The following is a 13,129-nucleotide window of genomic DNA, read 5'->3' on the forward strand; positions in this document are numbered from 1 at the left end:
CTTTTTGGTGAGGGTGTTAGCTGCGGAAGTTCACGAACTGGAGATCGGCCTCTTCGAACTTCTTCAGGATGTTCATCGTCTCCTGGAGGTCGTCACGGGACTTGGACGTCACGCGGAGCTCGTCACCTTGGATCTGGGACTTGACGGACTTGGGAGCTTCATCGCGGATGATCTTGTTGATCTTCTTGGCGATGTCCTGGGCGATGCCCTCCTTGATGGTGCACTCAAGGCGGAACTCCTTGCCGGAAGGGAAGGGTTCGCCCTGGTCCAGGGACTTCAGGGAGATGCCGCGCTTGATGAGCTTGGACTGGAAGACGTCCAGGACAGCGAGGACGCGGTCCTCGGAGTTGGCCTTCATGAGGATCTTCTCGCCGCTGAAGTCGATCTCTGCGCCCACACCCTTGAAGTCGTATCGCTGCGCGATTTCCTTCTGGGACTGGTTGAGGGCGTTGGCGACCTCTTGCTTGTCTACCTTGCTGACGACGTCGAATGTGGATTCGCCTGCCATGACTCTCCTTAGGTTGGGGGCCCTGTGAGGGCGGGTTGGTCTGGCATCCAGCCTAGTACGGAAGCCGCCGCTTGGGACGGTGGAGGACTTTCACAGTTCGCTCACAGCACATGCAGGGCTGGAACCGAGCGTGCGGGTTGAGAGTTGTAACAGTTGGAAGAACGCATCGTCGGAGGATCAGCATGAGCAGCAAGGCCGTCCAGTCCATTACCAAATCCGCGTCCGCAGCAGCGGGTTCCATCGGAACGGCTGCCGTTGCGGCGGCGAGTGCAGTGGCGGCAGCGGCTGTGGCAGCATCGATCGTCCTGAGCCCGGTACCCGACGCTGCGTCACGTATGGACGGAGTGCACGCGGATTTGCTCCGCGCCGTGCAGCTCAACCAAATCACCGCCGAGCAAGCCGAGAAGTTTGAGGCCAAACTGGCTGGACGGATCCTCGGCGAAGCCTGAAATACGCGGAATTCCGGGGTATCTGCCCCCGATTAGATTCTTCGCAGGAAATTCTGTAAGGTTGTCTCTGCCTTCGGTTACCGGATCGAAAAGAAACGGTCTCCGGAAGTGATCTTCTTTTGAAGTTCGGCAGATTACCCGAGCGGCCAAAGGGGGCTGACTGTAAATCAGCTGGCAACGCCTACGGGGGTTCGAATCCCTCATCTGCCACCCAAGGAAAATCCCCGGAACCACTGGTTCCGGGGATTTTTTCGTATCCCGGGTTGCCTCATTTTTTGGGGATTGCTCGTTTTGGGGCTGCGTCATTTTGGGGCGCCGCCTGGCGCCGCCGGGAGGTGGTGTCCTCAGCCCGAAACTATGACCCGGGCTTTTGCCCGGGTTCCGCGATCTCCCTGAGCTCCGCGATCTCGCGGCGCAGGGCCGCGATCTCCATCACCAGGTCAGCCATCTCCGCACGAACAGGCTCCTCGGCCTCGGCTGCCTTCTGGCCCGCTGCCGCCGCCACGCCCTCGGCGTTCTCTTCGATCCGCTGGACGAGCCAGGAGGCGATGGAAGCCGTCACAATACCGAGGACAGCGATGCCGCTCATCATGAGCGCCGCTGCGACAATCCTGCCGATCGGAGTGACCGGATAGAGGTCTCCGTAGCCCACCGTGGTGATGGTGGTGACAGCCCACCAAGCCGCGTCCCCAAAGGTGAGGATCTTTGCGTCCGGGGCGTTCTGCTCCACGTCGAGCACGGCCAACGCGCCGATGAGGATGAGCATCGCAGCCGCGCCGGCAACGTAGGTGGCCACGCGTCCGCGCAGGGTCTCACCCACGGTGCGTTGGAGGACGGACAAGAGGGTGACCAGGCGCAGCAAGCGAAGGGGCCTGAAGAAGGGGAGAACCACGATCAGGAGCTCATGCAGGTTCCAGAGGAACCACCGCCCGCGGTCCTCGGCGAGCCACAAATTCACGAAGTAGTCCACCGCGAAAATTCCCCACGTGATCCAGAGAACGATCTCGAAGGGCACGGCAGCAGCGCCGTCCACGCGGCCGATGACCTGCCACCCGTAGGCGGTGAGGAAGATCAATGCGGTGGCCATGAGGGGCCATTCCACGAGGTCCCGATATCGAGCTTGCGTCATAGGGGAATACTAGTCACCGCAGGCGCCCTGCCTGGGATGGGCCGGTTCAGGCGGCGGGCGTCTCCAACCAGTAACCATCCAGGTGGTGGATCAACTGGCGGCCAAGGCCACCCTTGAGTTGGATCCAGAGTGTGCTGCGGTCGTTGGTCATGCCATCGATGGTGCCCTCGATCCGGTTGCCACGGGCATCCTGGAGCACAACGTCCTGGTGGCGGGAGAGTTCCGGCCAGACTTCGCCGTGCGGCCTGGTGGTTTGCAGCGTGCTCATGAGGAGTCCCCCTGGTGTTTCCTGGTCAATACGAGTTTCAGATATTGTGCACGGCTTTCATGAACCAGCGGTAAACGTTAGTGCAATCGTTGGACATAAATGGAGCCTCGCAGCCGGTGTTGTTCCAGCATGTGGTCCGCATATTCACAGCAAAGTTACCGACGAGTAACATTGCAGGCATGCATCTGCTTCTTCGCACCCTCATGTTGCTGTTCACGTCCTCCAAGCGCTCGCCACTGGGCGTTTGGGAAGAATCCTCACTGCCTCTGCGGGTGTTGCCGACGGACATCGACATCGCCATGCACGTTAACAACGGAATGTACTTCTCGCTGATGGACCTGGGCCGGTTCGATCTCATGGTTCGCAGCGGAATCTGGACAAAGATGCGCAAACGGGGTTGGAACCCGGTAGCAGCCGGGGAAACCATTGCCTTCCGGAAGTCCCTGCAGCTGTGGCAGCGGTACACCATCGAAACCCGCATCATTGGGCTGGACACCAAGGCCATCTACTTTGAGCAGCGCATGGTGGTGGACGGCGAAATTTACGCCCGCGCCCATATCGCCACCCGTTTGGTGCACAAGGGCAAGCCCGTCACGCAGGAAGAAATCATCGCAGAGTTCGGTGCCCCGCCGGCTGACCTCGAGCTGCCCGAATGGATTCACGAGTGGCGCGGGAACAACGCACTTCCCGGAGCGAGCCGCCCCGCACCCCACGTCTGGGCCTAAACTCCTACATCACGTCGCTGCAGGGCGGCAGCACCCACCGCGATGAGCGCGGCCGAAATTCCGAGCAAGCCCCAGGCGGCACCCCAATCGGCCCCGTTTGTTACGGGTGAATTGCCGTACGCCCAGTGGTACGGCGAAAGGTTCAGCAGCCAATCGACGTCGGGACTCTGCCTCCCGACCGCATTGAACACGTAGCCCAGGACGGCCACCGCGGCACCCGCGGCAATCCCGTAGACCTTCCGGCCCGTCAGCGCGCCTGCGCACAGGGCTGCCGTGCCGCTCAGCAAAGCCAGCGCGGCAAACAGGACCACCGCTCCGAACAGATGCCCGACGTCGATGCCCAGTTCCGAGGGCCGGTTCAGTACCAGCACCAACAGGAAGACCAGTGCGGAGAGAACCACGGTCCGGACTATCAACGCGAAAGCCCTTTCGAGGACCACCTGGACACGGGTAACGCTGTGCGCGAGGGTCAGTTCCAACAGTCCCGATTCCTCGTCTCCGCCTACCGCTGCGGCCCCCCAGCCAACGGACGCCATGGACATCAACAGGAAACCGATCAGCCCGAAAAGTGTGGCTTGGGTATAGCCGGGACCGGTTGCAATTTGGTCGTAGTTCAGTGCTTTGGTCATTTCAGGGGGAAGGGCATTGATGAGGTCCTGCATTTGCGAATTTCCGCCAATGGAGGGATACAGCGGCAGGTAGAGCATGATCGCCGCCGTCAGACCCAGGGCCCAGGCCAGGGTGGACCGCCACGAATCTGTGAGCGCCTTGGTGAACAATGGCAGGATCTTAGGCACGGTGGGCTCCTTCCTTTCGGGCGGCCGGTCTGGAGCCGGAACCGGACGCGTTGTTGGAGCCGGGGCCCTCTCCGTGTCCCGGCGCAGGGGATGTTCCGGTGTAGAGGGTCAGCACGGCTTCTTCCAGATCAGGTTCCTCAAGGACCAGGTCCGTCAGATTCAGGCGGGCGAGTTCCTGGACAAGGGGCTGGACGTGACCTGACAGCGTCGCCGTGGCTTCAACGGTCCCGGCAGCATGGCCATCAGCGGGAAGCTCCCGCACCGCTATGTTGGCGACGCCAGGCACCCTGCCCAGCAACGCCCCGACGTCGGGCGCTTCTGTTCCAGTGCTGGTGAAGCGAAGCTGCCGGACTGCGGCCGTCCTGAGAGCTTCCACGGTGGACACGGTGACGATTTCGCCGTCGCGGAGGATAGCCACGGCGTCGGCCGCTTGCTGGACTTCGCTGAGGACGTGCGAACTGAGGAAGACAGTGGCGCCGCCGTCCACGGCCTCGCGGACCATGGCATGGAAGACCTGCTGGACCAGGGGATCAAGGCCGCTGGTCGGCTCGTCAAGAACCAGGAGTTCAGGCTGATGCATGAAGGCCTGCAGGAGTCCCAGTTTCTGCTTGTTGCCCTTGGAAAGCTTGCGGCTCTGCCGGTCAAGGTCCAGGTCCAGCCGCTCGGCAAGCTGATCGATGTATCCGGGCTGCACGGGTCCACTGATCGCTTCGAAGTGTTCCAGCATGCGGCGGCCCGTAGTGCGGTTCTCCAAGTGCAGTTCGCCCGGAAGATAACCGATCCTTCGGCGGAGACCGGTGCCTGCCCTGCGGGGGTCCTCCCCAAGCACGGCAATGGAACCCGCGCTGGGCCGGATGATGTCCAGCAGGCAGCGCATGGTGGTGGTCTTGCCCGCACCATTCGGTCCGATGACGCCGAACACCGTCCCGCGCTCCACGGCGAAATCAAGTCCGTGCAGCACCTCCCGGTGTCCGAACTTCTTACGCAACCCCTCGACGACGATTGCCTGGGTCACGGGGCATGCTCCCTTCCTTGGTTGGTGTGTCTTGCCGGAGTGCGTCGCGGGCTGCATCCAGGAACCGCGAGTCCGTGTAGAAGCCGTGTGTATAGATGTCCAGGGCCGGAAGTGTGAGGTGACGCAGCAACTCCGGCCCGATTCCGTGGGGCTCGGGCGTGACGGCGCCCAGTGTCCTTGAGAGGTGCCTGCCCAGCATGAGGATCGACAGGCTGTTGGAGGCGATCACCACGGCGGTTGACCGGACGTCATCAACCTTCCGGATGGTGCCGGCGTCGATCCCGTCCTGGATGATGTCCTGCGTCTGCCTCACGACGGCATCGAAGAAGGCGTCACCGGCCGCGGATTCATCCCCCAGGGATTGCCGTATGTACGAGATCTCGTTGGCGTATTGGTCCGGGTGGTTCAGATAATCCTGAATCAGCTGACGCGTGGACCCGGGGTCGGTTTTCTCTCGGCCCTGGGTAGCGGTCTGGGCCAGCACATGGCGGTCACAGGCCTCGCGGAGCCCTGCCTTGCTGCCGAAATGATGGATGACCAAACCAGGGCTTACTCCGGCAGCCGAGGCGACGGCCCGGACGGTGGCGCGGGTAAATCCATCGCGGCCGAAAAGTCCGATTGCGGCGTCGCGGATGCGGGCCCGGGTGGTCAAATCCTCTGCGTTTGAACGCATGTTTCAAAGACTAAACAGCTGTTCAGCCGGGATCAAGAGGGCGGCACATAACGATGTGGCACCATTCGCTGCGTCGCCGCTGTGGTGAGGGCCGGCGTCCAACATACTTGCCTCACTGTTTTCATGTGGGGGAGCAGGTGGGGGCATGCCCGTAGCTTGAGGGGTTAGTGAAGTGAGAAGTGCAAAGTCGGCCGTAACGCGCTGGTTCCTGGGCGTAGTGGCAACGGTGCTGCTGGTTCCAGGATCCCTGGCGACGGCGGTCCAGGCGGCTCCTCCGGCGGCACGCATGACCCTTGAAACGCCCCCGCCCGTCACGGGCGCCATCGGCCAGCTGTACAACACCAGTCCGTGGGCGCGCAGCGTGTTGCAGCTGCCAACAAGCGCAGAAGAATGCACCAGCAGTGGCAGCGGCAATGGCTGCGTGCAGCGGTTCGCCGGCGGCGACATCGCATGGTCCGCGCGCACCGGGGCCCGTGTGGTTGTCAACGGACCTGTCCGCACGTCCTGGTGGCAGAACGATGGGCCTGCCGGTTTCCACGGATATCCCACCAGCGACACGGTGAGCGGGCTCCGGAACGGAGGTACCAAGCAGTCGTTTGAACGCGGGGTCATTGCCTACTCACCGGCCACTGGCGCGCAACGAACCAGCGGATCCATCCATCTGGCCTGGGGTCGTGCCGGATTCGAAAGCGGGTTCCTTGGATACCCGGTCACCGGGGAAAGCACCGGACTGCGCGACGGCGGTGCCTGGCAGGCCTTCGAGCGCGGCTTTGTGGTGTGGTCGCCGGCCACTGGAGCGCACCCCTCCATGGGCGCCATCCGTGAACGCTGGCGTGAATCCGGGTTGGAGGAAGGCGAATTTGGTTACCCATCCACGGACGAAACCACGGGACTGCGGAACGGCGGCTCGTCACAGCAGTACCAACGGGGCACCATTATCTGGTCACCGGCCACCGGAGCACGCGCCATCACGGGCGCCATCCGCAGCTACTGGTCTTCCACGGGAGGCCAAAACGGCGCTCTGGGGTATCCAGTCAGTGAGGAAGTCCGGCAAAGCTCCTTCGTCTACCAACTCTTCCAAGGCGGCACGGTCTACTGGTCCGCGGCAACGGGTGCGCACTCAACCACCCATGGTGACGTCCATAACCGCTATGTTTCACTGGGCGGAGCGGCAGGGTCACTGGGGCTGCCGCTCACGGATAAACTTCCACGCGCGGGCGGACTGGTGCAGCAGTTCGCCAACGGCTGGCTGGTATGGGGTCCGGCCACGGGAGCACGGATTGTGGGACACCCAACCTACAAGGTGTGGTCAGTCAATCCCGGGGAGTTCGGCTGGCCCGTGCGTGACACCTGGTCAGACGGCAGGGGAGACCATGTGGCGTTCCAGAAGGTGGAAACCATCTGGAATGACGTCACGCAGGAGCTCTATTCGGCGGAGGCTGTGGACGCATCCACAGTGGTCTTCCTTGGCGACTCGCAGCTGGACATGGACTCGTGGGGCGAGCAGGGGGCCAGAGCAGCCGGCTACCCTCGCCAGGTTGTCCGCAGCATCGGCGGAATCGGCTATGTCTCCGGCAGCCCGGCCGTAGGCGGAGGCTCCGCAACTGATGCCGTCTTGCAGGACCGCATCCTCCTGCCGCAGGGAAATCCCGGCCTTGTGGTGGTGACCTTGGGCGGCAACGACGCCCGGATCGGTGCTACTGATGCAGCCATCCTCTCGCAAGCAAACCGCCTCTGGGACGAACTGCGCCGTAAGTATCCCCGCAGCACCATCCTGGTCAACGGAGTCCTGTCCCGCTACGACGCCAGCCATGCCCAACGCCGCTGGGTGGACGGGCTGGTGACCCGCGAAGCTGCGCTCCGAGGCTGGCCGCGCATCTCGATGTCCGGCACCGCAACCATCGCAGGTGCGGCCGGGGATTACCTCGATGGAGCCCACATGAATCAGACCGGCCACAACAAGGTTGCGCCGCTCTATGCGTCCGCGCTGCGGTACGTGCTGGGCAAGTAGCCAGCCATCCCGTTTATTCCCGGTAACGCGGGGAGCGAACAGGCTAACCCTCCACGGGACTTAGCAGGCGGGGTCGCGTACCGTGGAAGCATGGCTACAGTTGACATCACTGGAGAACAGTTCGCATCGACCATCGAGGACAACGATATTGTCCTGGTGGATTTCTGGGCTGCCTGGTGCAGCCCGTGCCGCCAGTTCGCGCCCACCTATGGGGCCGCTTCGGAGAAGCACACTGACGTGGTGTTCGCGAAGGTGGACACCGAGGCCGAGCAGCAGCTCGCTGCCGAAGCCGGGATCACGTCCATCCCCACGCTCATGGCCTTCCGCGAAAAGGTCCTCGTCTTCTCGCAGCCTGGCGCCCTCAACGGCCCGCAGCTTGAGCAAGTCATCGAGGCCGTGAAGGGTTTGGACATGGAAGAGGTCCACGCCCACGTTGCCAAGGCCCGTGCCGAGGCGCAGGAAAACTAGACCAACCCGGCGAATTCGCCGGAAAGCAGCGAGGTCGTCGGAAATTTCCGGCGACCTCGCTGCTTTAAGGCGTTCTGGCGGTGTTGCGGCGTCCCGTTCTGGCGGCGCCCCGTTGCGGCGCTTAGAGGCGCTCGAGCTTCACAGGCTCGGCGAGCAATGCGCTGAGGGACTCGTTCAGGTCCTGGACGGCGATGCCTTTGGAGTGTTTCTCAAGGAGTTCCTCGGATTCCCAGCGCTCCGTGAGGACGAGCTTCTCCTCCGTGGCTTCGGTCAGTTCGTAGCGGATGCAGCCGGGCTCGTTCACAACCTCATCGATGGCGATTTCCAAAGCGAGCTTCACGCGGAAGAACTCGCCTTCGTTGGGGATGAACGTGGCCTGCAGGTCAATGGGTGCACTCATGGCTTCAACCCTACCGGCAGGACACGGAGCTGCTGGAGGTGGTTACGGTTCTGTTGCGGGCAGTCCCTTGGTAGCGTTCCGTCATGTTGTCCTACACTGCCGGAGACACTGACGTCCCGCTGCTCGAAGAGACCATCGGCGCTCATTTCGAGCGCATCGCCGCCCGGTTTCCCTTGCGGGACGCACTGATTGAAGCGGCTGCCGTTCCTGGCGGAGACGCCCGCCGCTGGAGCTACGAAAAACTGAACGACGACGTCAATCGCCTGGCCCGCGCATTGCTGGCACAAGGGGTGGCCAAGGGTGAGCGGATCGGCATCTGGAGCCCCAACTGCGCCGAATGGACCATCCTGCAATACGCCACAGCCAAGATCGGGGCGGTGCTGGTCAACGTGAACCCGGCGTACCGCAGCCACGAGCTGGAGTTCGTGGTCAAACAGAACGGGATGCGGATGCTGGTCACCGCGCCGTCTGACAAGAACAGCGACTACGTTGGCATGGCCAGGGAAGCTGCGGGCACGTGTCCCGAGCTCAGGGAATTGGTCTTCCTCCCCGGCGAACCGGTCATTGGACTCACGGCAGGGGTTCCGGAAGCCGGCCACGAACTGAGCTATGGAGAGCTCCTGACCCGGGCTGACGGCGTCGGGCCATCCGCAGTCCGTGACCGCATGGCGGAACTGGACCCGCACGATCCCATCAACCTGCAGTACACGTCCGGAACCACAGGTTTCCCCAAGGGTGCAACCCTGACCCACCACAACATCCTGAACAACGGGAACTCGATCGGCAGGCTCCTGAAGTACACCGAGCGCGATCGCGTGGTGATTCCGGTGCCGTTCTATCACTGCTTCGGCATGGTAATCGGCAATGTGAATGCCCTGAGCTTCGGAGCGGCAACCATCATTCCGGGCCGCGGCTTCAATCCGTCGGCCGCGTTGGAAGCCGTGCAGGACTTCGGGGGGACGTCGCTGTACGGAGTGCCCACCATGTTCATCGCAGAGTTGGCGCTGGAGGATTTCGGATCCTACGATCTTTCGACGCTCAGGACCGGTGTGATGGCCGGTTCCCTATGTCCCATTGAGGTCATGCGCCGGGTAATCGAAGAGATGCACATGGTGGATGTGGCCATTTGCTATGGCATGACGGAAACCTCGCCGGTTTCCACCATGACCAGGGCCGGGGACACCTTGGAGCAGCGCACCACCACGGTGGGCCGGACCATGCCGTATTTGGAGAGCCGGATCGTGGATCCGGGTTCGGGCGAGGTAGTGGAGCATGGTGTGATCGGGGAGCTCTGCACACGCGGTTATGCGGTGATGCAGGGCTACTGGGGCCAGCCGGATAAGACCGCAGAGGCGATCGACGCCGAGGGCTGGATGCACACCGGGGACCTTGCCCGGATGGACCAGGGCGGCTATGTGGTGATCGAGGGCCGCATCAAGGACATGGTGATCCGCGGCGGCGAGAACATCTATCCCCGCGAGATCGAGGAATTCCTGTACCTGCACCCGTCCATCCAGGACGTTCAGGTGATCGGTGTTCCGGACGATAAGTACGGCGAGGAACTCATGGCTTGCATCATCCTTAAACCCGGCGCGACCACGCTCACCGTCGAGGACCTTGCAGAGTACTGCCGGGGAAAGCTGGCCCACTACAAGATCCCGCGCTACATCGATGTCCGCGGGAGCTTCCCCATGACGGTCTCGGGCAAGGTACGGAAAGTGGAGATGCGGCAGGAAGCGGTCTCCCGCCTGCACCTGTAGCTAGTTGGTGTTCCGGTTGATGGTCCGGATTCCCACCACAAGCCCGACGGCGGCAGTCACCACGGCGGCGACGAGTCCCCACATCGTATCCATGCCAATGCGTCCGGCAAACAGCTCCCGTTCGGCGTTGACCAGGTAGGTCAGGGGATTGAAGAGGCTGGCCACTTTCATCCACCCCGGACCCGCCTCGATGGGCAGCATGATGCCGGAGAGGATCATCAGCGGGAACAGCAAAGTTTGCTGCACGCCCCAGAAGATCCATTCTTTGTTCTGCGAGACCAGCGCCAACGCGTAGGACAGGGCGCCCAGACCGATGCCGAAGATGCCCAGGATGACCAACCCCAAGAGCACATGCAGCGGATGGAACACGAAGCCGAACGGGATGCACACCACTGAGATCAGCAGGCCCTGGACCACCAAGGGAGCCCACTCCTTCAGCGCCCGGCCGATCATCAGCGAAGACCGGGACAACGGGGTGGCCAGGATCCGCTCGTAGGAACCGGTCATCAGTTCGTACTGCAGGTTTGAGCCGGTCATCGAAGTGCCGAACAGCGCAATCATCACCACCACGCCCGGGAGGAACCATTGCAGCGTCGACTGGCCACCGAACGCCGGGGCACCAACAGCCGAGCCCAACAAGGGCCCGAACAGCCCCAGGAACACCAACGGTTGGATGAGGGAGAAAATCAGCGAGAACGGATCCCTCAGCGGCAACAACATCTCCCGCCAGAACACGAACCACGTATCCGTCACGACGCTCCGGGGCCCACGTTTCTGGAGGACGACTCCAGGGCTCACGGCTTGTCCGATCATCAGACTTCAGCTCCTTCCCGCAGGCTGCGGCCGGTGAGTTCCAGGAAGACGTCGTCAAGCGTAGGCGGTTTGAGTTCCAGCGACTGGGCGGGAGCGCCGGCGTCGTGCATTTCCTTCAGCAGCCCCGGCGCAAGCCGTGCGCCCTGTGCCAGCCGGAGGCGGAAGCGGACCACGCCGTCGTACGCGTTCTCCTGGATGTCGCCTTCGGCGGCCGCGCGGCCCAGCAAGCCACGTACCTCGGACGCCGAGCCTGCGGCAACCTCCACGGCGAGCAGGTCACCGGCGAGGTTCGCTTTGAGCCGGGAGGCGGTGTCGTCCGCGATGATGGTGCCGTGGTCGATCACGATCACGCGCTCGGACATGGAGTCGGCCTCGTCCATGTAATGCGTTGTGAGCACGATGGTGGTCCCGTGTTCCTCGCGCATCCGCATGATGTGCTCCCAGAGGTTGGCGCGGTTCTGGGGGTCCATGCCCGTGGACGGTTCATCCAGGAACAGAAGGCCGGGGGAGTGCATCAGCCCCAGCGCCACATCCATGCGTCGCCGCTGCCCACCGGAGAGCTTGATGACCGTCCGCTTGGCGAGGTCGCCCAGGTCGAGGGACGCCATGAGCGTCTCAGCCCGGGCCTTCGAATCGCTGGTGTTCATCCCGTAGAAGCGGCCCTGCATGATGAGTTCGTCGATCACACGGTAGCTGTGCCCACCGCCGTTGCCTTGGCCGATGTACCCGATGCGGGCACGGACGCCGGCGGGATCCTTCTGGACATCGACCCCTGCCACCGTGGCCGACCCCGACGTTGGTTTCAGCAACGTGGTGAGCATGCGCAGTGTGGTGGACTTGCCTGCACCGTTAGGGCCCAGGAAGGCGACGAGTTCGCCCGGGGCGACGTCGATGTCCACGCCCTTGACGGCCTCCACCGTTTCCTTCTTCACGGTGAAGGTTTTGGTGAGTTTCTTGGTGTGGATCACGGTCACTCCAGGGACTCCATGGACGGCTGGTGATGGCTCCTACGCGCCAAGGTATACCCGCCGGGGAGGGTCGTCCATGCCCTTGCGGACAGCTCCCGTCCGCGATGAAAACTTAGTGCCCGCGGTGATCCTGAACGGTCATTCGCGGCCCGAAAGTGGGTTTCCGGAAGCCGCTCAAATACAACATCCTCACCAGGCGTTGCCTATGCCCACGCCACGGCTCCAACAGTTCGATCATGCCGGCGTCATCAGTCTTCCTGCCGGTCAGGGCATAACCCACGTAGGACGCCAGATGGTAGTCGCCCACGGAGATTGAATCCGGGCAACCGTGCGTCCGCTGGACAACTTCAGCTGCGGTCCAAATGCCAATACCGGGAATGGTCTGAAGCTTGGCGCCGGCCTGGGCGGAGTCCACCCCGGCCAGCCGCTCAAGCGCGACGGCGGACTGCAGCGCCCGCATCACAGTGGCTGAACGTTGTGGTCCAACCCCGGCCTTGTGCCACTCCCAGGACGGGATGGCCAACCACTGCCTGGCGGTGGGAGGGACCAAGAGCCCCGCGGGGGCCTTGCCCGGCGCCGGCGTCCCATGGCGATACATCAAGTACCGGTAGCCTCGCCTCGCCTCCAAAGTGGTGACCTTTTGCTCCAAAATGGTGGGCACCAGGGAGTCAACCACCCGCCCGGTGGAAGGCAGCCGCACAGCCAGGTTCCGACGTCGTGCTTCCGTGACGAGGCGCGGGAGCGTGGAATGGAACGCGGGCTCGTCAAAGCCGGACCAATCGTCCTCCGCGCCCAACAGCCGCGGCACTCCGGCAACCGCATCCCCGGCTCCGGGTCCCCACGATTGGGCATCCACAAAGGAACCAGCCCCCAAACCGCCCGCGGAGAGCCTCAAGGTGGCCGGTCCGGAGGCGGTGGTGAAGGCCGTCCAGAAACCATTGGCGTGCGCCGCGAAGGAGGGATCAGCGTTGCCGCGCATGAGCGGAAACATGGTCTGGTCCAAGCGGAAGGAACCGCCGGGGTGCCATCGAGCGGCCGCATCTGCCGCGGCCGCAACAAGTGGCGGGGCCTCTGCGATGGTCATGTTTTCATGGTCCCACGCCCGGCTGACAATCTGCTCCTGGGAGCCCTTACGGCGGCAGGCG

15 protein-coding genes and 1 tRNA gene are annotated in these 13,129 nt (G+C 63.2%); 6 read left to right on the forward strand and 10 right to left on the reverse strand.

Annotation, left to right across the window (positions count from 1 at the left end; genetic code table 11):
• Nucleotides 1-16 precede the first annotated feature (16 nt).
• On the reverse strand, nt 17-508 hold the full coding sequence (locus BLW08_RS16895) for a YajQ family cyclic di-GMP-binding protein (protein ID WP_017200185.1): 492 nt from the start codon (nt 506-508) through the stop codon (nt 17-19).
• A 182-nt stretch (nt 509-690) separates the two neighbouring features.
• Here BLW08_RS16895 and BLW08_RS16900 point away from each other — a divergent pair, with 182 nt between their 5' ends.
• Together BLW08_RS16900 and BLW08_RS16905 are read left to right on the forward strand one after the other, a co-directional pair.
• Entirely contained in the window at nt 691-957 is a 267-nt protein-coding gene (locus BLW08_RS16900; protein ID WP_090817308.1) for a hypothetical protein, read from the forward strand.
• A gap of 128 nt (nt 958-1,085) precedes the next feature.
• Nucleotides 1,086-1,167: transfer RNA gene (locus BLW08_RS16905), tRNA-Tyr, on the forward strand.
• Nucleotides 1,168-1,312: 145 nt separating this feature from the next.
• On the opposite strand, the gene BLW08_RS16910 is transcribed toward BLW08_RS16905, so the two are convergent.
• Both BLW08_RS16910 and BLW08_RS16915 read right to left on the reverse strand, forming a co-directional pair.
• The gene (locus tag BLW08_RS16910; protein WP_090817310.1) at nt 1,313-2,086 is read right to left on the reverse strand and encodes a potassium channel family protein; all 774 of its coding nucleotides are present in this window, start codon (nt 2,084-2,086) and stop codon (nt 1,313-1,315) included.
• Nucleotides 2,087-2,132: 46 nt separating this feature from the next.
• Complete coding sequence (locus BLW08_RS16915; protein ID WP_091326555.1) at nt 2,133-2,354, reverse strand: hypothetical protein; 222 nt, start codon at nt 2,352-2,354, stop codon at nt 2,133-2,135.
• A 179-nt stretch (nt 2,355-2,533) separates the two neighbouring features.
• Here BLW08_RS16915 and BLW08_RS16920 point away from each other — a divergent pair, with 179 nt between their 5' ends.
• Nucleotides 2,534-3,079: an acyl-CoA thioesterase gene (locus BLW08_RS16920; RefSeq protein ID WP_091326648.1), complete on the forward strand. Its 546-nt coding sequence runs from the start codon at nt 2,534-2,536 to the stop codon at nt 3,077-3,079.
• Here the strand turns inward: BLW08_RS16920 and BLW08_RS16925 are convergent.
• From BLW08_RS16925 to BLW08_RS16935, 3 genes are read right to left on the reverse strand one after another with little or no spacing between them, the layout of a single operon-like run.
• On the reverse strand, nt 3,076-3,876 hold the full coding sequence (locus BLW08_RS16925; protein WP_091326556.1) for an ABC transporter permease subunit: 801 nt from the start codon (nt 3,874-3,876) through the stop codon (nt 3,076-3,078). The two genes, BLW08_RS16920 and BLW08_RS16925, sit on opposite strands and share 4 nt — an antisense overlap.
• Nucleotides 3,869-4,891, reverse strand: coding sequence for an ABC transporter ATP-binding protein (locus BLW08_RS16930; RefSeq protein ID WP_091326558.1), 1,023 nt, complete (start codon nt 4,889-4,891; stop codon nt 3,869-3,871). The genes BLW08_RS16925 and BLW08_RS16930 overlap by 8 nt, the downstream gene beginning before the upstream one ends.
• A complete protein-coding gene (locus BLW08_RS16935; protein WP_254779936.1) occupies nt 4,857-5,564 on the reverse strand; it encodes a TetR/AcrR family transcriptional regulator in 708 nt (235 codons plus the stop codon). The genes BLW08_RS16930 and BLW08_RS16935 overlap by 35 nt, the downstream gene beginning before the upstream one ends.
• Before the next feature lie 172 nt (nt 5,565-5,736).
• Here BLW08_RS16935 and BLW08_RS16940 point away from each other — a divergent pair, with 172 nt between their 5' ends.
• Nucleotides 5,737-7,575 carry an SGNH/GDSL hydrolase family protein gene (locus BLW08_RS16940; protein ID WP_091326560.1) on the forward strand — a complete coding sequence of 613 codons (1,839 nt, stop codon included), beginning with the start codon at nt 5,737-5,739 and terminating at the stop codon, nt 7,573-7,575.
• A gap of 90 nt (nt 7,576-7,665) precedes the next feature.
• Nucleotides 7,666-8,043 (forward strand): thioredoxin family protein, encoded by a 378-nt coding sequence (locus BLW08_RS16945; RefSeq protein ID WP_011775683.1) that lies wholly within the window; start codon nt 7,666-7,668, stop codon nt 8,041-8,043.
• Between the two features lie 121 nt (nt 8,044-8,164).
• Here the strand turns inward: BLW08_RS16945 and BLW08_RS16950 are convergent, their stop codons facing one another.
• Nucleotides 8,165-8,443 carry a putative quinol monooxygenase gene (locus tag BLW08_RS16950; protein ID WP_011775682.1) on the reverse strand — a complete coding sequence of 93 codons (279 nt, stop codon included), beginning with the start codon at nt 8,441-8,443 and terminating at the stop codon, nt 8,165-8,167.
• Between the two features lie 83 nt (nt 8,444-8,526).
• Here BLW08_RS16950 and BLW08_RS16955 point away from each other — a divergent pair, with 83 nt between their 5' ends.
• Nucleotides 8,527-10,203 carry an AMP-binding protein gene (locus BLW08_RS16955; RefSeq protein WP_091326562.1) on the forward strand — a complete coding sequence of 559 codons (1,677 nt, stop codon included), beginning with the start codon at nt 8,527-8,529 and terminating at the stop codon, nt 10,201-10,203.
• Here the strand turns inward: BLW08_RS16955 and BLW08_RS16960 are convergent, their stop codons facing one another.
• The 3 genes from BLW08_RS16960 to BLW08_RS16970 form a co-directional block, all read right to left on the reverse strand.
• Nucleotides 10,204-11,016, reverse strand: a complete 813-nt coding sequence (locus tag BLW08_RS16960; protein WP_090817326.1) for an ABC transporter permease — start codon at nt 11,014-11,016, stop codon at nt 10,204-10,206.
• The gene (locus BLW08_RS16965; RefSeq protein ID WP_091326564.1) at nt 11,016-11,990 is read right to left on the reverse strand and encodes an ATP-binding cassette domain-containing protein; all 975 of its coding nucleotides are present in this window, start codon (nt 11,988-11,990) and stop codon (nt 11,016-11,018) included. Before BLW08_RS16965 ends, BLW08_RS16960 begins: the two co-directional genes overlap by 1 nt.
• Before the next feature lie 106 nt (nt 11,991-12,096).
• Complete coding sequence (locus tag BLW08_RS16970) at nt 12,097-13,068, reverse strand: DNA-3-methyladenine glycosylase family protein (protein ID WP_091326566.1); 972 nt, start codon at nt 13,066-13,068, stop codon at nt 12,097-12,099.
• Between the last annotated feature and the right edge of the window lie 61 nt (nt 13,069-13,129).

The organism is Arthrobacter sp. cf158, assembly GCF_900106835.1.
Lineage (GTDB): Bacteria > Actinomycetota > Actinomycetes > Actinomycetales > Micrococcaceae > Arthrobacter.